At 69.3% G+C, this 19,558-nt stretch carries 17 protein-coding genes; 6 read left to right on the top strand and 11 right to left on the bottom strand.

Features of this window, described 5'->3' with window-relative positions; translation table 11 throughout:
- Positions 1-34 precede the first annotated feature (34 nt).
- From ACSMFO_RS21235 to ACSMFO_RS21255, 5 genes are all read right to left on the bottom strand, one after another.
- Positions 35-1,444 carry a S28 family serine protease gene (locus ACSMFO_RS21235; protein ID WP_436460209.1) on the bottom strand — a complete coding sequence of 470 codons (1,410 nt, stop codon included), beginning with the start codon at positions 1,442-1,444 and terminating at the stop codon, positions 35-37.
- 69 nt (positions 1,445-1,513) lie between these two features.
- Positions 1,514-2,287, bottom strand: coding sequence for an enoyl-CoA hydratase/isomerase family protein (locus ACSMFO_RS21240; protein WP_436460210.1), 774 nt, complete (start codon positions 2,285-2,287; stop codon positions 1,514-1,516).
- Between the two features lie 43 nt (positions 2,288-2,330).
- Positions 2,331-2,753 carry a hypothetical protein gene (locus ACSMFO_RS21245; RefSeq protein ID WP_038511343.1) on the bottom strand — a complete coding sequence of 141 codons (423 nt, stop codon included), beginning with the start codon at positions 2,751-2,753 and terminating at the stop codon, positions 2,331-2,333.
- Between the two features lie 258 nt (positions 2,754-3,011).
- Entirely contained in the window at positions 3,012-3,971 is a 960-nt protein-coding gene (locus tag ACSMFO_RS21250; protein ID WP_436460211.1) for an ABC transporter permease, read from the bottom strand.
- Complete coding sequence (locus tag ACSMFO_RS21255; protein WP_436460212.1) at positions 3,964-6,873, bottom strand: alpha/beta fold hydrolase; 2,910 nt, start codon at positions 6,871-6,873, stop codon at positions 3,964-3,966. The genes ACSMFO_RS21250 and ACSMFO_RS21255 overlap by 8 nt, the downstream gene beginning before the upstream one ends.
- Before the next feature lie 274 nt (positions 6,874-7,147).
- Here ACSMFO_RS21255 and ACSMFO_RS21260 point away from each other — a divergent pair, with 274 nt between their 5' ends.
- Together ACSMFO_RS21260 and ACSMFO_RS21265 are read left to right on the top strand one after the other, a co-directional pair.
- Positions 7,148-8,122, top strand: a complete 975-nt coding sequence (locus ACSMFO_RS21260) for a TerC family protein (RefSeq protein ID WP_360123473.1) — start codon at positions 7,148-7,150, stop codon at positions 8,120-8,122.
- A 30-nt stretch (positions 8,123-8,152) separates the two neighbouring features.
- Positions 8,153-10,114, top strand: a complete 1,962-nt coding sequence (locus tag ACSMFO_RS21265) for an alpha/beta fold hydrolase (RefSeq protein ID WP_436460213.1) — start codon at positions 8,153-8,155, stop codon at positions 10,112-10,114.
- Between the two features lie 76 nt (positions 10,115-10,190).
- Here the strand turns inward: ACSMFO_RS21265 and ACSMFO_RS21270 are convergent, their stop codons facing one another.
- The 3 genes from ACSMFO_RS21270 to ACSMFO_RS21280 all read right to left on the bottom strand — a co-directional run bounded on the left by ACSMFO_RS21270 (position 10,191) and on the right by ACSMFO_RS21280 (position 12,829).
- Positions 10,191-10,847: an RES family NAD+ phosphorylase gene (locus ACSMFO_RS21270; RefSeq protein ID WP_007028108.1), complete on the bottom strand. Its 657-nt coding sequence runs from the start codon at positions 10,845-10,847 to the stop codon at positions 10,191-10,193.
- Between the two features lie 95 nt (positions 10,848-10,942).
- Positions 10,943-11,524 (bottom strand): hypothetical protein, encoded by a 582-nt coding sequence (locus ACSMFO_RS21275; RefSeq protein ID WP_037345518.1) that lies wholly within the window; start codon positions 11,522-11,524, stop codon positions 10,943-10,945.
- Positions 11,525-11,848: 324 nt separating this feature from the next.
- Positions 11,849-12,829, bottom strand: a complete 981-nt coding sequence (locus ACSMFO_RS21280; protein ID WP_436460214.1) for a LacI family DNA-binding transcriptional regulator — start codon at positions 12,827-12,829, stop codon at positions 11,849-11,851.
- Positions 12,830-12,943: 114 nt separating this feature from the next.
- Here ACSMFO_RS21280 and ACSMFO_RS21285 point away from each other — a divergent pair, with 114 nt between their 5' ends.
- A complete protein-coding gene (locus ACSMFO_RS21285; RefSeq protein WP_436460215.1) occupies positions 12,944-14,467 on the top strand; it encodes an FGGY-family carbohydrate kinase in 1,524 nt (507 codons plus the stop codon).
- On the opposite strand, the gene ACSMFO_RS21290 is transcribed toward ACSMFO_RS21285, so the two are convergent.
- A complete protein-coding gene (locus tag ACSMFO_RS21290) occupies positions 14,398-15,084 on the bottom strand; it encodes a helix-turn-helix domain-containing protein (RefSeq protein WP_436460216.1) in 687 nt (228 codons plus the stop codon). The genes ACSMFO_RS21285 and ACSMFO_RS21290 overlap by 70 nt on opposite strands.
- Positions 15,085-15,114: 30 nt before the next feature.
- On the opposite strand from ACSMFO_RS21290, the gene ACSMFO_RS21295 reads away from it, so the two are divergent.
- From ACSMFO_RS21295 to ACSMFO_RS21305, 3 genes are all read left to right on the top strand, one after another.
- Positions 15,115-15,519 carry an NUDIX hydrolase gene (locus ACSMFO_RS21295; protein WP_436460217.1) on the top strand — a complete coding sequence of 135 codons (405 nt, stop codon included), beginning with the start codon at positions 15,115-15,117 and terminating at the stop codon, positions 15,517-15,519.
- Between the two features lie 201 nt (positions 15,520-15,720).
- The gene (locus tag ACSMFO_RS21300; protein ID WP_436460218.1) at positions 15,721-16,206 is read left to right on the top strand and encodes an MmpS family transport accessory protein; all 486 of its coding nucleotides are present in this window, start codon (positions 15,721-15,723) and stop codon (positions 16,204-16,206) included.
- A gap of 15 nt (positions 16,207-16,221) precedes the next feature.
- On the top strand, positions 16,222-16,989 hold the full coding sequence (locus ACSMFO_RS21305) for an ABC transporter permease (RefSeq protein ID WP_436460219.1): 768 nt from the start codon (positions 16,222-16,224) through the stop codon (positions 16,987-16,989).
- Here the strand turns inward: ACSMFO_RS21305 and ACSMFO_RS21310 are convergent.
- A complete protein-coding gene (locus ACSMFO_RS21310) occupies positions 16,952-17,638 on the bottom strand; it encodes a histidine phosphatase family protein (RefSeq protein ID WP_436460220.1) in 687 nt (228 codons plus the stop codon). The two genes, ACSMFO_RS21305 and ACSMFO_RS21310, sit on opposite strands and share 38 nt — an antisense overlap.
- Positions 17,639-17,656: 18 nt before the next feature.
- Positions 17,657-19,525 (bottom strand): Na+/H+ antiporter, encoded by a 1,869-nt coding sequence (locus ACSMFO_RS21315; protein WP_083650158.1) that lies wholly within the window; start codon positions 19,523-19,525, stop codon positions 17,657-17,659.
- Positions 19,526-19,558: the final 33 nt, after the last annotated feature.

Below are 19,558 nucleotides of genomic sequence, written 5' to 3' on the forward strand. Positions count from 1 at the left end.
GTACCGCATTCAGAGGACGAACCGCGTGCGGGGGTCAGAGGCGACGGCGTTCGAGCATGGTCAGGTCGGCGTCGAAGTCCGGGAAACCGGCGGGCACTGAACGTGTGCTGACGCCCGGTGAGACCGGGGGCAGACCGGCCCAGCGCCGCACGGTGTTCGTCGCTTCGGCGGCCTGCTCCGGGGGAAGCTGCGAGATCCGGGCGCCGTGGTTGCCGCCCGGCACCGTGTAGCTGTAGGAGTCCTTCGTGCCGAAGCCGAGCTTGAACGGCTCGGCACCCCACGGGTCGTTGCCGCCGTAGACGAACATCAGCCGCTTCCCGCGCGACTTCACCCAGAAGTCGATGTCCGGCATCGCGAGATGGTCGAACCGCGGGATGTCGACCGACTTCGGCACGAACGTCCGCGACACGTTGGAGCCCGGGTAGCGGAGCAGATCCCGGAGATAGCCTTCGTAGGACTCGGGAGCGCCGAGCTGGTAGGCCGCCTGGAAGTAGTACGGGACGTAGATCTCGAGGTTCTGGTCGGAGTAGGTGTTGAGGCTCTCGACGCGTTCGAACCAGGCGTAGACCTCGGACGCCGGGGCGCCCGCCTTCGGGATCGTCGCGCAGTCCGACTGCCTCTGGTACTGCCAGAAGGCGAAGTACGAGTCGATCACCGAGATCTCCAGCGACACATCGGCCGAACCGACGGTCTTGAACGTGTAGCCGTTCTTGGCCGCGTCGGCGGCGGCGAGCGCCGCGAACTCGGATCGCCGGGTCAGCACGTCACGCTGGATCGCCTTCAGGGCCGAACGGCAGGCCGGATCGTTGCCGACGTTCGCCAGGAACCGGTTGTAGCGGTCGTGCTCGTTGATGACGTCGTTGGGCGCGACGTAAGGGATCGTCGCGTCGACGTCGTCCGGGAAAAACCTACGGAAGTAGGTCGCCGTCATACCGCCCTTGCTGCCGCCGGTCGCGAGCCACTTGCCCGGATAGAGCCGCTTGAACGCCTCGACGGCGCGGTGCTGATCGGCGGCGGCCTGCCAGATCGTCAGCTGCTTGCCCCAGTTCGGCTGCTCCGGCCGGGACGGGGTGAAGAAGCGGTATTCCATCGACAGCTGGTTGCCGTCGACGATCTGTGTCGGCTCCGAGCGGTTGGGCGATTGCGACACGTTGTACCCGCTCGTGTACACCACGGTCGGCGAGCGGAATTCCTTGTGCAGCAACGTGAAACGCTGCTGGAAGGTGCCGCCCTCCGGCCTGCGGTGATCGACGGGCTGGGTATAGGTGAGTTTGAAGAACCGGTATCCGGTCGGCGCCGGGTTCTCCGAGACGACGGTCAGCCCGGGGATCCGCCCGAGCGCCTCCTTGATGTCCTCGGGTGCCGCCTGCGCGGCCGGGGTCAACCCGGCCAATGCGAGAACGGTGATCGCCAGAACCGACCACGCGGCCGTGAGCTTCCGCATCCATGCCCTCCCCATCGGGACCTGTTGAGCGGTCGGATACTCACAGAGTCACAGCCGGTGGGCAATCGCCTATCCGGTCGAGCCGCGCAGCACCCGGTCGACATAGGCCTTGATGGCCGCGCGGGCTTCGGGGGAGCTCCACAGTTCGAGGACGTGGGCGTCGTCGCCGGTGCGGTGTTCGGCGATCCGCTCGTGGAACGGCCGGTGCAGCTGCGCCTTCGTGTGCGCGTACGCGGCCGCCGGGATCTCGGCGAGTTTCCCGGCGACCTCCACCGCCCGCTCGACGACGTCCCCGGGCGCGGTCACCTCGTTCACCAGGCCGAGCCGGAGCGCGTCCGCCGGAAGATGGGTCTCGCCGAGGAACGCGAGTTCGGCCAGGATGTCCGCGCCGAACCCGGACCGCAGGATCTCCAGCGCCGCCAACGGGAACGGCACGCCGACGAGCAGTTCGGTGATCCCGATCCGGCCGGGGCCGTCGGCGAGGACACGGCGGTCGCAGGCGGCGGCGAGTACCGCCCCGCCGGCGATCGCGTGTCCGTTGACGGCCGCGACCACCGGACCGGGGAAACCGAACACCGAGAGGAACGCGTCCGACAGCGCGGGCAGGAAGTCCTCGAGATAACCCGTGCCGCCGTCGTGCACCCGCCGCAGGTCGACACCCGCGGAGAAAATGCCGCCGGTGCCGGTCAGCACGACACCGCGATAGCCGCCGAGCTGCACGTCTTCGAGCCGGAGGGTCAGTTCCTGGCAGAACTCCGTGTCGAGGGTGTTCGCCTTGTCGTGCTGCAGGGTGACGACGGCGATCCCGCCTTCATCGTCCACACGGATCGAGGAGGTGGCCATGGGCCGACCGTACCCGAGCCCGCGGGGATCTACAGTGGACCGCTCAATCCTTGAGGCGCACGGTGACCGTCGGGCTGAAGGACCGTTTGCGGTTCCAGCCGGTCTCGGCGCCGATGCTCAGCTGGATGGCGCGGTCGGCGGGCGCCCAGTAGCCGGTGCGGACGAAGTAGGCGTCCATCGAACACAGCCTGCTGCACGACTTGCGGTTGCAGATGGTCTCCCAGCCCCACTGCCTGCCGCTCTCCTCGACGCCGTTGCGCCGGACGAACAGATGCGGGTTGCCGATCTCGCGGCAGTAGGTGCTGCCCTCGGAGATGTAGAGGACCCCGTCGATCTTGTAGAACCGATTGTTGTCGAGAAGCGTCACCTGGCCCGAGACGGCGAATCCGACCCGGCCGCCCTTGCCGGCGTTCATGGTCCAATCGAGAGAGAATTCTTGGACCGGAGTCTCGACTGACTGGGTCATGGTGACATCCCCGCTTTCTTCTCGCGTCGGCACCTTTTCACTGAAGATAAGGATTTCCCGGAGGCCGCCGAAGATGAATGCGAACTTTTCACCCAATGAGTCGATGATCGGAAAATCGATGTTCACATGCGCATGAAACACCGGTTACCGGCGCTAATGGGTGAAGGTCGCCACGGCCAGTGAAAACCGGGGCCCACCAGGGAAGAGAATTTCGTCTTCCCGGTGGACCCCGGTCGTTTGTTCAGTGCGAAAACGCTCTCAGCTGGTGATGTCCTTCGTCGCGAACCGGCGGCCTGCGAGGAGGAAGAACACCGTGCCGTACAACGCCGCCGACAACATGCCGTTGGCCATGTTCGTCCAGTCGATGTCGGTCGAGATCAGATCCATCCACGAGAACGCGAAATGCGTCGGCAGATAGTCCCGCAGCCCTTCGAGCGCGGTGATCTGGTCGAGGATCTGCGAGACGATCGCGACGATCACCGCGCCGCCGACGGCGCCCAGCGGGGCGTCGGTGGCGACCGAGAGCAGCATCGCCAGCCCGGCCACCCACGCCAGCTGCAGGATGATGTAGATCGTCGCCAGCCCCATCGCGATGAGACTGTCGCCGAACGACACCGCGTCCCCGGTCGGGCTGATCGCGTCGCCCGCGCCGTAGAAGATGACGCCGACCACCAGCGACACCAGCGGCAACAGGATGAGCGCGACCGCGGAGAGGATGCCGGAGACGATCGCCTTCTGCCGCAGCACCCGATGCCGGGGGACCGGCATCGCGAGCAGGTATTTCAGGCTCGACCACGACGCCTCGCTCGCGATCGTGTCGCCGTAGAACAACGCCACGATCATCGGCAGCAGGAACGTCCCGGACACGAACAGCGCGAGCACCACGAAGTTCGGCGCGCTCGCGGTGGCGAGGTCGACGAACCCGCCGCTGCGGCGGTTCGGGTTGGCCTGCCCGATCTCGAACGCGATCACCAGGATGAACGGCAGCAGCGCGACGAACCCCAGCATCAGCTGGGTCCGCCGCCGTTTGAGCTGCCGCTTCAGTTCGACGCCCAGCCGCAGTGTCCGGTCGGCGCGGTAGCCCGCCACCGCCCCGTCCGGGCCGACCTCGGTCGGTTCGTGCGACGCGACCTCGGTCAGCTCCAGCAGTGCCGCCGGATCGGTGTGCACGCCGTGATCCGCCCGGGGTGCCGGGCCGGAACCATTGGTCTTACTCACCCTTCGAGTCCTCTCCGACCAGCTGCAGGAACGCGTCTTCCAGACGGCGCCGCGGTCCAGCCTGTTCGACCGCGACCCCGGCCCGCACCAGGACGGCGACCGCCTCGGCGCGGGCCAGACCGTCGAGATCCGCGTGGACCAGTTCCCCGTCGACGTCTACGCCGGAAACGCCGCCGACCTTTCGCAGCGCTTCGGCCGCTTCGGCGGGCTTGTCGACGCGGAACGTCGCCTCGCCGCTGGAGGCGGCCAGTTCGCCGACCTCACCCGAGGCGACCAGCATGCCGCGGTGCATCACGACCACGTGCGTACAGGTCTGCTCGACCTCGGCCAGCAGGTGGCTCGAGACCACCACGGTGCGCCCGGTCGCCGCGTAGCGCTGGAGCACCTCACGCATCTGGTGGATCTGTGGCGGGTCGAGCCCGTTGGTCGGTTCGTCGAGCACCATGAGCTCCGGGAGGCCGAGCATCGCCTGCGCGATCGCGAGCCGCTGCCGCATGCCCTGGCTGTAGGTGCGGACCCGCCGGTTCACCGCGTCGCCGAGCCCGGCGATCTCCAGCGCTTCGGCGAAATGCGCCTTGTCCGTCGGGCGGCCCGTGCTCGCCCAGTACAGCTCCAGGTTCTCCTTGCCGGACAGGTGCGGCAGGAAGCCCGAACCCTCCACAAAGGACCCGATCCGGGACAGCACCGGCGCGCCGGGCGCGATCAGATGGCCGAACACGCGGATGGTGCCGGCGGTCGGCGTGATGAGTCCCATCAGCATGCGCAGGGTCGTCGTCTTGCCCGCGCCGTTCGGCCCGAGCAGGCCGAGCACCTGGCCGGGTTCGACCCGGAACGACAGATCCTTCACCGCGACGAACCCGCCAGCGTAGGCCTTTCGCAGACCTTCGATCACCAGCGGCGTCTTCGCCAGGCTCTCGTCGACGTCGTGCGCGCGGCGGCGGCGGAACGCGGCGATCACCGTGATCGCGATACCCGCGAGCAGTGTCCCGGCGATCCCGAGCAGCTGTGCGGTGGGCGCGCCCGCGCCGACGGAGTTGCCGTGGACGACCGGGACGGCGAGCCGTCCACCGTCGGCCAGTCCGATGCGGAACACCGCGGGTTCGACCGGCGTCGCGAACGCCTGGTCCGTCGTGCCGACGACCAGTCGCAGCGTGTGCCCGGCCTCCAGTGGCCGCACGATGCCCGGCAGGGTCACCGTCACCTCGACCGGGCTGCCGTCGGCGGGCAGGCCGGAGACGCGGAACGGTGCGACGGCGTTGGCCGGAAGCGTGCGGACACCTTCCGAGTTGACGTCGTAGAGCTTCGCGAACAGGACCGCTTCCTTCTGCGGAGCGGCGGCGGACGGATCCGCGGAGACCTGCAGCCGGACCGTCGAGGAACCGGCCGCGATCGTCTGCGCGTCGAGCGGTGGCGTCGCGAACTGCGCGGCCTGCCCCGGCGGGTCCAGGCTGAACAGTCCGGAAAGCCGCGACGAGCCCGCCACCGCGCCGTTCAATCCGGGGATCCCGCTCACCGCGGCGGGGTTGCCGCCCGCGGGCCGGACGACGGGCTGCGCCGGGCCTGCCAAGGCGAACTGGCGTCGCTCGGTGGCGTCGCCCGTCGCTCCCGGGTACGCCGGGGCGCTGACGGTCCGGACCGAGGGGGCGCCGTTGGCCCTCAGCGTTCCCTGGATGTCGTAGCTGAACCCGGTGCCGGGATCGGTGCCCTGCCCGGTGAGGGAGAACTTGAGGAAATCCGCGATCTGCGCGCGCAGTTTCTGTCCGGGCTTCCCGCCGTCGTGGCCGCCGGTGTACCAGATCGTGCGGACCTTGCCGCCCGCGGCGGAGATCTGCCGGGCGGTCGCGTCGGACTGGTCCAAGCCGAACAGTGTGTCGCTTTCGCCCTGCACCAGCAGCGTCGGCACGGTGATCTTGTCCGTCACGGACGCGGGGGAGACCCGGCGGAGCAGGTCGACGGTCTTCTGGCTCGCCTTCCCGGTGGTGGCGAGTTCGGTGTAGGCCTGGCAGACCTCGGCGGTGAACCGTCCACAAGGGTCGGCGGGGCCGGACGGCGGACGTTGCCCGTTGGGGCCGCCGAGTGGCAGCGACCGCGCCGCGGCGCCTGCCGCGCCCGTGCCCTGTGCCGCACCGGATTCGCTCGTCTCGTCACCGGCCTCGGGCGCGTCGTTGGCGGGGGAGCCGCTCTGCGCCGCGCCGGAACCGGCGGAGAAGAAGATGCCGGCCCAGGACTTCTTGAAGACGCCGTCCGCGGTGAACGCGCCGGCGGCCGGGGTCGTGGCGTTCGGCGCGGCCGGGGCGGCGGCGTTCGGGAAGAGACCCTGGGCGAGGTCGTTGTAGGTGATCACCGGCGCGATCGCGTCGACCCGCTTGTCCGTCCCGGCGAGCAGGAGGGAAAGCGCGCCGCCGTACGAAGCACCGGAGACGGCCACCTTCGGGTCGCCGTTCTCGCTGAGGACCTCGGGCCGCGCGGCCAGGGTGTCGATCAGCTTCCGGGCGTCGGCGACTTCGCGGTCGGGGTCGTTCAGCGCGATCTTCCCGGTGCTGCGGCCGAAACCGCGCGCGGACCAGGTCAGCACGACGAAGCCCTTGTCGGCGAGTTCGCGGGCTTCGGTGGCGACGCTGTTCTTGTCACCGCCGAAACCGTGGGCGAGCAGCACGGCCGGAGCCGGGGTCCGCTCGGGCAGGTACGTGGTCGTGTCGATCTTGACGACCTCGGACGAGCCCGGGGTTTCGGGCAGATCGAGGGTCGCGTCCTGGGTTTTGACCGCGGACGGGGCGGGGTCGCTGTTCGTCCACACGACGGCCGCGGCGGCCAGGACCACCACGACCGCGGCGAGCGCGATGAGCTTCGCGCCTCGCGTGCGAGGGAGCGGGATTCGGGGCACGGAATGACCGTATTTCACCGAACCTGAGAGTCGCTCTCCCGGCACACACGGACCACACAAGTGAGCGGGGTGTGACGGGAGTTACGCCATCATCTTGGTGACAAGGGCAACCTTAACTGGCGTCATGCGTACAGACAGGTCAAACTGGACCAGCTGTGAGGGGAGTATTCCTTCGCGGCGGTGTCGTCAGCACGGTGGCCTTCGCGGGCCCCCGGCACCGTCGGCCGGTTTCATACCGGCGGAAGAGACCTCCGGTTAGTTGCTGCTGTGCACTATCCGGAGGGTTGGTTACATGTCTGTTCCCCTGTGGCTATGGATCGCCACGGTCGGCGGTCTGCTCGCGCTGATCGCGCTCGACCTGGTCATCGTCGATCGCAAGCCGCATGAGGTCACCACCGGCGAAGCCGCCAGGTGGGTCATCTTCTACGTCGCAGTGGCCGTCGCCTTCGGCATCGGTGTCTGGGTCTTCGCCGGACACGACCCCGGGGTCCAGTTCTTCACCGGGTACATCACCGAGTACTCGCTGAGCGTGGACAACCTGTTCATCTTCATGATCATCATGACGTCGTTCAAGGTGCCCGCGATCCACCAGCACCGTGTGCTGCTGATCGGCATCCTGCTCGCGCTCGCCATGCGCAGCGTGTTCATCGCCGTGGGCGCCGCACTGATCGCGCAGTTCGTCTGGGTCTTCTTCCTCTTCGGCGCCGTCCTCATCTGGACCGCGATCAGCATGGTCCGCAACAAGGACGAAGAAGAGGAGTACGAGGAGAACGCGCTCACCCGCTGGGTGCGCAAGCTCTTCCCCGTCACCGAGGAATGGCACGGCCACAAGTCCTTCGTGAAGAAGGACGGCAAGCGCTGGATCACGCCGATGTTCCTGGTGATCGTCGCCATCGGCAGCGCGGACCTGCTGTTCGCCGTCGACTCGATCCCCGCCATCTTCGGTATCACGCAGGAGGCCTTCCTGGTCTTCACCGCCAACGCGTTCGCGCTGATGGGCCTGCGCCAGCTGTACTTCCTGCTCGGTGGCCTGGTCACCAAGCTGGTGTACCTGTCCTACGGCCTCGCGGTGATCCTCGCCTTCATCGGCGCCAAGCTGTTCCTGCACGCGCTGCACGAGTACCACGTCGTCCCGGACTGGCTGGACATCAACAACTGGGTCTCCCTGGGTGTCATCGTCGTGGTCCTGAGCGTGACGACGCTGGCCAGCCTCGCGAAGGCGAAGAAGCTGGAAGCCGCTGAGCAGGAGTCTTCAATCAGTAGTTAGAGCTGCTAAGGATCGGGTACCGTCGGGGCCGTGCGTCCCGTTGACATCGAAGCCCTGACGGTCCCCGGCATCCTCGCGTTGCACGGCGACCTGCTGCTCACCGCGGTGAGCAGGCCTGATCTGAAGACGAACAGCTACCGCTCCGGCCTGCGCAGGGTCGACCTGGGCGGTGGCGGGGAAGGGCCCTGGACCCACGGGGCCAAGGACTCCGCCCCCGCCGTCTCGCCGGACGGCCGGTGGGTCGCGTTCCTCCGCGCGGGAGAGGGCTCCGGGCGTGCGGCCAAACCGCAGGTGCACGTGATGCCCGCGGCCGGCGGCGACGCGAAACGGATCACCGATCTCCCCCTCGGCGCGGGCGCGCCGGTCTGGGCGCCGGACTCCCGCCGCGTCGCCTTCGTCGCCCGCGTACCGGAAGCCGGCCGCTACGGCACCGAGAACGCGGACGGCGAGACGCCGGAGCCGGGTGAAGAAGCGCCGCGGCACATCAAGAACCTCTTCTACCGCGTCGACGACGCTGGTTTCCTCAACGACCGTCCACAACGTCTGTTCGTCGTGGACACCGCGGGCGCGCTCGACGAGGAGGAACTCGCCGAGCTCACGCCGCTGACCGACGACCGGGCCGACGTCGACCATCCTTCGTGGACGGACGACGGCGAGCACGTCCTGTTCACCGCCCCGCGTGACTGGGCCGCCGAAGACACCGTCCGCTCGGACGTCTACGCCGTGCCCGCCGGCGGTGGCGAACCCCGGCTGCTCGTCCGGTCCCTGGGCACGGCGGACCGGCCCGTCGTCGCGCCGGACGGTTCGATCCTGTTCTACGGCACCGAGTTCTCCGGTCAGGAGGAGATCGCGCGCAACACGGGGCTCTGGCAAGCGTCGTGGCCCTCCGGCGCCGAACCCTCGTCCCCGCGGCGGCTGACCGACGTCGAGACGGTGGACTGCGACAACGCGGCGAGCGCTCCGGTCGTCGTCGGCGACGAGGTCCTCGTCGTGGTCCGCACCCGCGGCGCCGCCGAACTGCGCGCCGTCCCCCTCGACGCCGAACTGGCCGAGCTGAAGACGTTGCGGCACCTGGCGGGCGAGCGCACCGTGGTGAAGTCCTTCGCCGTCGACGGCGACCGGATCGTCGCGGTGATCGGCACGCCCGAGAGTTCCGGCGACGTCGTCCTGCTGTCGGACGGCGGGCCGCGCGTGCTCACCGACTACTCGAAGGCGTTGCGGGACACCGGGATCCTGCCGCTGGAGGAGTTGGAAACGACCGCTCCCGACGGCTATCCGGTCCACGGCTGGATCGTCCGGCCCGAGGGCGACGGACCGCATCCCGTGGTCCTGATGGTCCACGGTGGACCGTTCGCGCCGTACGAATGGAAGGTCTTCGACGAAGCTCAGGTGCTCGCCGCCGCGGGCTACGCCGTCGTACTGGGGAACCCGCGCGGTTCCGCCGGGTACGGCGAAAGCCACGGCCGGAGCATCGTCCACGGTTTCGGCACCGTGGACGCGGACGATCTGCTGGCCTTGCTGGACGAAGCGCTCAAACTGCCCGATCTGGACAGTGATCGCGTCGGCGTTATGGGCGGCTCGTACGGCGGTTTCATGACCAGCTGGCTCGCCGCGCACCACGGCGGCCGGTTCCGCGCCGCGTGGAGCGAGCGCGCGGTCAACGCCTGGGACTCGTTCGTCGGCAGTTCCGACATCGGCTGGTTCTTCGCCGGCGGTTACGTCGGTGACGACCCCGACGAGCAGCGCAAGCGCAGCCCGTTGACCTACGCGGGGAAGATCGACATCCCGTTCATGGTCGTGCACTCCGAGCAGGACTGGCGATGCCCGCTGGAGCAGGCGCAGCGGATGTACGTGGCCCTGCGGCAGAACGGCGTCGCGGCCGAGTTCCTGCTGTTCCCCGGCGAGGGACACGAACTCACGCGGTCGGGGCTGCCCCGGCACCGGGTGCAGCGGTTCGACGCCGTGCTCCAGTGGTGGGGCCGCCACCTCTGATCTCTCGGGTCACCGGATGCCATGAAAGGTCCTTTCCTTGCAAATTTCGCAAGGAAAGGACCTTTCATGGCATCGGTCAGCTGAGGAGCGTGTAGTTCAGCTCTTCGCAGACCCGGCCCAGCGGGACGTCCAGCCCCGGATGGTCGAGGGGGAGCAGCACGTCGGGCGCGACCGGCAGCGAGTTCCCGGCCGGCGGGTCCCACAGCGCGAGCGCGGGGCCGCCGGAGTCCATGGACGACCGGTACCAGACACCGTCGAGGTCGCCGAACGCGGCGCGGATGGCGCGGGCCCAGGCCTGGGTGATCTTCTTCGGGCCGCTGGAGATCTCCTGCGAGGCGCCGACCCGGGTCGGCCACAGGCCCGCGAGGTCGAGCAGCCGCAGCGTGCGGGTCGGCCGGACGACCACCAGCCGAGGGCCGCGGGATTTGCGGTCGACCGTCGATGTCGTCTGGAAGACCTCCGCGATGCTGGTGCGCACGGTGAGCCCGAAGTACAGGACGCCGTTGCCGGGGTCGGTGACCGGGCGACCGCCGCGACCGGGGGTCTGCGGGTCGAAGCGGCCGTGCGGGAGCGGGCCGCTGTAGCGGAACGAATTCCACTGCTGGGGGTGGTTGCCGTGCGCGGTGAAGATCCTGACCAGCCTGGTGCCGGGGTGCACCGTCACCACGTCGTTGGTGCGGTGCAGCTCCTTGACCAGGACAGAGCGTGCGGGCGGCAGGGGGAGCCGGGCCATACCTCGGGAGTCGTCCGTCCTTGTCGGGTGATCTTGCTCGGTGGGGTCAGCCTACGGCCTACCCCCGACTGGAATTCCGTCGTCGGGCAAAGATCTCAGAACGGCGAGCCCAGCGTGGCCACCAGTCTCGCGACGTGCTCGGGATCGCCACCCGAAAGGAGCCATTGGCGCGGGGTGGCGGGATGCTCGTTGATCACCAAGTCGGCCTGCGGGGTGCTCATGAACGCGGCGACGACGAGGGCGGGCTGGTCCTCGGGGACGGCACGCAGCACGACCTCCAGACCAGGCAGCACCCCGGAGCCGGCGAACTGCCAGGCGGGCAACCGCCAGCCCTGGTCCTTCCAGCCGGTGAGCCTTCCCTCCTTCAGGCGGTGCCGGATACGGCTGTCGTCCACGCCCAGCGTTTTCGCGGCTTCCAGCACGCTGAGCGCCGAATCGGCGAGCACGGCGTGCGCGGCGACCGTCCGGGCACGGAAGTCCGGCTCGTCCTCGCCGCGGGGCGAGAGGTCCAGGCCGACGTCGGTGAGCGCGGCTCGCTGGTCCGCCGAGAAGTAGTGCGACGGGTCGGGGTTCGGTGGGGTCAGCCTCCGCGCCGCGTCCTCGACGAGGTTCAGGAACTCGTTGGCGTCGACCTTCAGGCCCGCCTTGGCGAGAACGTTCTCGAGCGCTATCGACATAGCGCCTAGAGTAACGCGTCTGTGCGGGTTCGTGCGGTCTCATCTCGATTTCGTGGGTGAATTCACCAGAGATGAACACAGAGCGCACGGAATCAAACACGTGCAGTAGGGAATATCGCCACAGTGTGCCCGGAACGGGCGAGCTTGTCCAGGACTTCGGCTTGACAGGTGGTAAGGAGGAACTTACCGTCCGAAAGGTAAACGATTTCTTCCCACCGCTTCGGAGAACCCGGCTGGTGTGGGGCCGGCTTGGGGGAACAAGGGGGTGGGGCGTTCCTGGGCGGCCGGTGCGAACCGGTCGCCCAGGCACGTCGTGCGCCTGGGTCAGTCGCGACGTGAGCTCCGGCGCACGATCAGCTTCGCCTGCAGTGTGGTCGTCGTGGCCTTGCGCGTGCTGTCGCCGATGCGGGCGAGCAGCAGTTCGGCGGCGACCCGGCCCACCTCGTTCGCGGGCTGCGCGACCACCGTCAGCGGCGGGTCGATCAGCGTCGTCCACGGCGCGTCGTCGAACGACACGATCCCGACGTCCTGTCCCGATCGCAGGCCGCGTGAAGCCAGTGCCTCCAGGACGCCGATCGCCATCGTGCTGTTGCCGACCAGCAGCGCGTCCGGCGGCTCGGGCTCGTCGAGCAGGCTGAGCGCGGCGAGCCTGCCGCCCTCGGCGCGGAACTCGGCCCGCCGGGTGAGCGCGTTCCCCTCGCCGACGGCGTCGGTGTAGCCGGCCAGCCGGTCCTCGGCCGTGCGCACCCCGGCCGGCCCGCTGACGCAGGCGACCCGCCGGTAGCCGCCGTCGAGCAGATGCCGGGTCGCGTCGCGGGCGGCGAGCCGGGTGTCGACCAGTACCTGGTCGCCGGTGTTCTTCAGCAGGGGCCGGTCGACGGCGACCACGGGCGTGCCGCGTTCGGTCAGCCGGTCGACGTTGGTGGCCCGGCCGGTGGGGGAGAGCACCACGCCGGCGACCCGCTCCTGGAGGGCGACGTCGATGTAGCGCCGCTCCTTCTCCTCGTTGTCGTCGGCGTTGCACAACACCACCGAGTAGCCCGCGGTCTGCGCGATGTCCTCCACGCCCCGGGCGATCGCGGTGAAGAAGGGGTTCTCCACGTCGGAGATGATGAGCGCGAGGACCGCGGTCTCCTGACGGCGCAGATTCCTCGCGAGACCGTTCGGATGATAGCCCAATTCCGCGGCGGCGGCCTGCACCCGTGCCGCGAGTACCGGGTCCACAGTGGACTTCCCGTTGAGCGTCCTCGACACGGTCGCCGTCGAAACCCCGGCCTTCGCCGCCACGTCGTTGATGGTGGCCACCGTGACCTCCCCTTCTGCAGGTGTATTGACACCTTCGCACGGGAAGAATAGCTTGACCGACAATCGTTACCATCCGCTGATCGCGCTACTCGCGTGCGGGAGTTCGGAGGGGTCGTGGGGGAACCGGGCCTGGTGCTCGGCATCGACATCGGCACTTCGAGTTCCAAAGGTGTCCTCGTCGATTCCCGGGGCGCCGTGGTGGCGCGGGCATCCCGGCCGCACGAGACCTCCCGGCCCCGTCCCGGCTGGTTCGAACACGACGCCGAAACCGTGTGGTGGCAAGACTTCCTCGCGCTGGCGAGGGAGCTTTCGGCGAGCGCGGAGGATCATCCCATCATCGGGGTGTCGGTCAGCGGGATCGGGCCGGTGCTGTTACCCGCCGACGCTTCCGGGAAACCGTTGCGCCCCGCGATCCTTTACGGCGTCGACACCCGCGCATTCGACGAAATCCGTGAATTGAACCGGGAATTCGGCGAAGAATCCATTGTGGAACGCGGCGGGAGCGCGCTCGGCTCGCAGGCCGTCGGGCCGAAATGGCGCTGGCTGGCCAAGAACGAGCCGGACGTGTTCGAGCGGGCGAAGCTCTTCTTGATGGCGAGTTCGTTCCTTGTCCTGCGCCTGACCGGTGAATACGTCCTCGACCATCATTCCGCGAGCCAATGCGATCCGATGTACGACCTGCGCGAGGCCCGCTGGGCGGCCGACCGGGTCGCCGCGATCGCCCCCGGCGTCGACCTGCCCAGGCTGGCGTGGCCGACCGAGGTGGTCGGCTCGGTCACCGCCGAGGCGGCCGCGGAAACCGGTCTGCCGCAAGGGATCCCGGTGACGGCGGGCACGGTGGACGCCTGGGCCGAGGCGACCAGCGTCGGGGTCACCGCGCCCGGGGACACGATGCTCATGTACGGCACCACGATGTTCCTGGTCCAGATGCTCGCCGATCCGCGCCCCGGCCAGGGGTTGTGGACGACCCGCGGCGCTTTTCCCGGTACTTATTCGCTCGCGGCGGGGATGGCGACGTCCGGTGCGATCACCGACTGGCTGCGGGAGCTCGTCGGCGGCGGGTTCGGCGAGCTGGCCGCGGCGGCGGGCGAGGTCCCGGCGGGCAGCCGCGGATTGCTGATGCTGCCGTACTTCGCGGGAGAACGGACACCGGTGCCGGATCCGGACGCCAGAGGCATCATCGCCGGGCTCACCACTTCCCACGATCGTGCCGAGCTGTACCGCGCGGCGCTGGAAGGAACGGCGTACGGGGTGCGGCACAACCTGGAAGCCATGCGGGAGGCCGGTGGCGGTACGGGCCGCTTCGTCGCGGTCGGCGGTGGGACGCGAGGCGGTGTGTGGACGCGGATCGTCAGCGACGTCGCTCGGATCGACCAGGAGATCCCCGCGGAAACCATCGGTGCCGCGTTCGGGAACGCCGTTCTCGCGTCCGTCGCCCTGGGGCTGGAGCCGGATATCGCAGCCTGGAACCCCGTCGCCGAAATCGTCCGTCCGAGCGCGGACGCCGATGTCTACGACGAGTTCTACCCGCATTACCGCGCGCTGTACGAGTCCACAGTGGACATCGCTCACTTCCTGGCGCGGAAGAACTCACTCGCCTTCAGCCCGGAGAACTCTCGGCAATCGCGGCTCAGGTGAGCTTGATCGGCGTAGCCCGCCGAGAACGCCAGCGAGGCGAGATCCGGCGCCGACCCCGCGAGGCCGATGGCACGCTGGAACCGGCTGACCCGCAGGTAGGTCGCCGGGCCGTAGCCCACGGCGAGCGTGAACCGCCGCCGCAGCTGCCGCTCCCCGGTGGTGAACGGCTTCAGCGCGGCGGACACCCTGGGCGCCCCGCCGTCCAGCCTGGCGATCAGCTCCGAGATCTCCCGGTCGGCTCGTCCGGCTTGGCGTCGCGCGACGACATCGGTCAGCGAAGCGGCGCCGGAGAGGACCTGTTCGGCCAGCAGTTCGCCTTCCTTGCCCCAAAGGTCGGCGAGGGGAACGCGCTGATCACGCAGCTCGTCGGCGCCCAGCCCCAGGACGTCGCCCGCCCGGCCAGGGGCGAACCGCACGCCATGCGCCCGTTCGCCGGTCTCCCAGGTCCAGGGCACCGTGTCCGGCCCGGCGACGAAGACCTCGCCGCCGCATTCCACGAGGTCCACACAGCAGTCGGGCACGATCCGCTTCGGTGCGCCGCCCGTGTCCTCCCACAGGCGGCGCACCACGCCGTCCAGGCCGCCGGTCGCCGTCGTCTCCCGATACACGGTTGTCATGATGCCCCCGGGCTACGACAGAATCAGGCCGTGTCCGAAGCGGAGATCGATTCGCTGGCCTGGATCCACGTCCGCGACCGCCGCCTCCTGTCGGTGCGGACCGAGGGCAAGGCCAAGTTCTACCTGCCAGGAGGCAAGCGAGAGCCGGGAGAAGGCGACGTCGCCGGGCTGTGCCGGGAGATCCGGGAGGAGCTCGGCGTCGAGCTCGACCCGTTGAGTTTCCGCTTCTTCGCGGTGCTGAACGAGCAGGCCGACGGCTACGCGGACGGCCGCCGTGTCCGTATGACCTGTTACACCGCCGAGCATCGCGGGGAGCCCGCGCCCGGACGCGAGATCGCGGAGTCCGCGTGGCTGTCTTCGGCCGACGCCCATCTCTGCCCGCCGGCGGGCAGGCGGATGCTCGGGCTGCTCGCCGACTCGGGTCTCGTCGATTGACGCGGTGTCACTCAAAGTGAGCTGTTCGGCTCACTGTGCTTACGCCGATCGCCCCATGACCAGGCGCTCTCCGCTCACTGGGACACCCAAAAGGGTGAATATCGGGTTTCTTCCCGATAACGGCTAACGCGGAGTCACCTTCGAGCGAGAAGTAGGCGACGCACTCGACGGAAGTGCGCTCGGACGAGAGAAGACCTCTCCATGGGTGTTCCCACCGCGACCCCTCCGGCATCGGCGCCGGAGCAGGGTGCCCCCGGCAGGCTGAAGCCGCTGGGGACCGTCGTGGTCGTGCTGGGGGTGATGGCCGTCGCCGTCACCCTGACCGGTTACATGCTGCCGAAGGCCTCGCGCCCCGTGCAGAGCCCGCCCGCGCCGCGGGTCGAACAGGCCGCGGCCGCCGTGCGCACCGTGATCCACTCGGTCGTCTACGAACTTTCCGGCGCGAAGGGCGCCCAGAACGTCACCTATGTCGCGCAGGGTTCCGAGCTCCTGCAGAAGACCGACGTGACGGCGCCGTGGAGCACCACCTTCGAACGCGAGAGCCAGGAAGGCCGCGACGAGTTCTACAGCCTCTCCGCGCAGGGTTCGGGCAAAGGCGCGTTGCGGTGCCGGATCCTCGTCGACGGCGAGGTCGTCAGCGACCGCACCGCCCCCGCCCCTGGTGCACCGGTGACCTGCACGTCCTGAGGCAGGATCATCCGCGTGACGGATGGTGCGATCGAGTTCGGCCCGGTGCTCGCCGTGGTCCTGGCCGTGCTGGCGATCTTCGGCGCGGCGGTGGTGCAGTTCGGGCGGCTGGGCCAGGGCAAGGCGGTGCTGTTCGCGGCCGCGCGCGCCGTCGTCCAGCTCGCCGCCGTGTCGCTGGTGATCGTCGGGATCCTGAAATCGGGCTGGCTGACCGGCGGTTTCGTGCTGCTGATGTTCACGATCGCGGCGGTCACCTCCGCACGCCGGATCGGCGTGGCGAAGGATCTCGCGTGGGTCGCGCTCGCCATCGCGTCCGGGGTGGTCCCGGTGCTGACGCTCGTGCTCGCGACCGGGGTGGTCCCGTGGCGGCCCATCGCCGTCGTGCCGATCGCCGGGATCGTCATCGGCGGCGCGATGTCCGCGACCTCGCAGGCGGCGAGGCGGGCCCTGGACGAACTCGTGACCCGGCACGGCGAGTACGAAGCCGCCCTGGCACTGGGTTTCCTTCCCCGTCCGGCCGCGCTGGAGATCTGCCGTCCCTCGGCGGGGCACGCGCTGATCCCCGCGCTCGACCAGACCCGGACCGTCGGCCTGGTGACCTTGCCCGGCGCCTACGTCGGGGTCCTCCTCGGTGGCGCAGGGCCGGTGCAGGCCGGGGTGACGCAGGTGCTCGTGCTGATCGGGCTGCTGGCCGCCGAGGCGGTCGCGGTCCTGGTCGTCGTGCACCTGGTCGCGGCGGGCCGGATCAGCCGAAAGGCGACTGAAGATGCGACGTGTCGTTGAACCGCCGCACCATCCAGTTCCCGCCCGAAACCACCAGATGCGAGATCGAGCCGTTGTCCGCCCCGAGGAAGGCGAACCGGTTCGCCGCGCCGCTCGCCTGCGCGAAGACCTCGCCGATGACGCCGCCGTGGGTGAACACGGCGATCCTCCGATCCGGGTTGGCCGCCGCCAGCCTGCCGATGGCGGCCTTGATCCGCCCGCTGAACGACTCCATGGTCTCTGCGCCGGGTATGACGTCCCAGCGCTGTTCGCGCCACAGCCGCTCGACGATCGGGTGACCTTCGTGGGTGTAGCGCCGGAAGAGGCCGTTCTCCCAGTCGCCGAGGTGGATCTCCCGCAGATCCGGCTCGACCTCCGGCGTGAGCCCGAGCTTCGCCGCCAGCGGTGCCGCGGTCTGCGGCGTCCGGCGCAGCGTCGTCACGTACAGCGCGGAAATCCGCTCGTCCGCCAAGCGGCGGCCCACCCGCTCGGCGTGGTCCCTGCCCTCCGGCGCGAGATCCGGATCGGCCTGCCCGTCGACGAGTTCGAACGGGTTGTCGCCCTTCGCCGGAGCGGATTCACCGTGGCGGACAAGGAAGATCTCGGTCGCGCCCGGGGGAGGTGAGAACCGGTGCTGGCGGTATTCGACTTCCTGCTCAGGGGTACTCATACCCCGGACCCTACCGAGCTAGCCGAGCTGTTTGTCCACGAAACACCAGCGCCAGGTCTCGCCGGGCTCGTGGCTGCGCATCACCGGATGCAGGGTGTCGTGGAAATGCTCGGTCGCGTGTTTGCCCGGCGACGAATCGCAGCAGGCGACGTTCCCGCATTTGACGCATTCACGCAGATGCACCCAGGTCATCCCGTTCTCGACGCAGACGGCGCACACGTCGGGGGAGCTGGGCTCGACCGACGGCCAGTTCTTGGTCAGATGCTTGCAGGATCCCGCCGTCGCGGCGGGGGTGCGCAGTTCCCGATCGGAGTCCGGCACGGTCTCCTCCTCCCTGTCCAGCATGGATTCCTCGATGTCGAGGCGTTCGAGGATCCGGCGCAGGACATCATCATCGGCCATTCCGGAGTCGCGCGCCTCCAGGAACTTCTCCCGTTCGACTTCGAGCAGCCTCAGCCGCAGGCGCCGGTACGCGTCGCTCGGCGTTTCGGTCAGCGCGCTCTGCCTGCCGAGTTCCTCCCACGCCGAGTCCGAGCGGTGCTGGAGCCGGCTGCGCAGCCGCTCGACGATGTCTTCCGGATCCTCGGGGGTCCGGATCTTCTCCAGCTCTTCGAGCGCGGCCCTGGTCATGTCGTGGAGCACGGCCGCCTCCTGCAGCGCGTCCTCGGCCGGATCGGGCGGCGGCAGTTTCAGCCGGCGGACCAGCACCGGCAGCGTCGTCCCGTGCAGCAGCAGTGTTCCCGCCACCACCACGAACGCGACCAGCACCAGCACGGCCCGCTGCGGGGTGTCCGCCGGCAGCACGAACGCCGCCGCGAGCGTGACGACGCCGCGCATCCCCGCCCAGGCGATCACGGCCGAGTACCGCCACGGCCAGGCGTGACGGCGGAACACCCGGCGCGCCAGGCCGATCCCCGCCATCCAGACGATCCGCGTGACGATGGTCGCGGCCAGCGTGGCGGCACAGATCAGGACCAGTTCCAGCGCGGTCAGCCCGCTGTCGCCGACCTCGGTCATGATCCGGCGGACCTGCAGCCCGATCAGCAGGAAGACGATGTTCTCCAGCAGGAACTGGATGGTCTGCCAGTTCAGCCTGCTGGCCAGCCGCGAGCGGCCCGAAAGCATGCTCGGCGCCTTGTGCCCGAGGATCAGCCCCGCGACGACCACGGAGATCACGCCGGAACCGTGGATCGCCTCGGCGGCCAGATAGGCGACGAACGGCACCACCAGCGAAAGCGCGGTGTCGGTGACCGGATCCTCGAGCCGGGTGCGGATCAGCGCCGCGAGCGCGCCGACGGCGAACCCGATCACCAGGCCACCGCCGGCGGCCAGCAGGAAATCGCCGCCGACCTGCAACAGGCTCACCGAACCCGCGATGGCCGCGATGGCGGTCCGCAAGGCGACCAGCGCGGCCGCGTCGTTGAACAGGCTTTCGCCCTCCAGCAGCCGGGTCAGCTTGCGCGGCATCCCGACCTTGCGGGCGACGGCGGTGGCCGCGACCGCGTCCGGCGGCGCGACCACCGCGCCGATCGCGAGCCCGGCGGCCAGCGGCAGACCGGGGATCACCAGCCACGCCACGACCCCGACCGCGGCCGTGGTGAAGATGACGAGCCCCACCGACAACAGCAGGATCGGCCCGCGGTTGCGGCGGAAGTCGATGAGCGACGTGCGGATCGCGGTGGCGTACAGCAGCGGGGGCAACAGGCCCAGCAGCACGACCTCCGGGTCCAGTTCGTACTCCGGGACGCCCGGCACGTACGAGGCGACGACCCCGACCGCGATCAGGCACAGCGGCGCCGACCAGTCGAGTTTCCGCGCCGCGGCGGTGACCAGGAGGACGGCCACCACCAGTGCCACGAGTTCTACCGCGATCTCCACGCCGCTCATCATCACCCGGGAGGCTCAGAGCGCGCGCACCGA

This window comes from Amycolatopsis sp. w19 (assembly GCF_051373225.1).
GTDB classification, from domain to species: Bacteria; Actinomycetota; Actinomycetes; order Mycobacteriales; family Pseudonocardiaceae; genus Amycolatopsis; species Amycolatopsis japonica.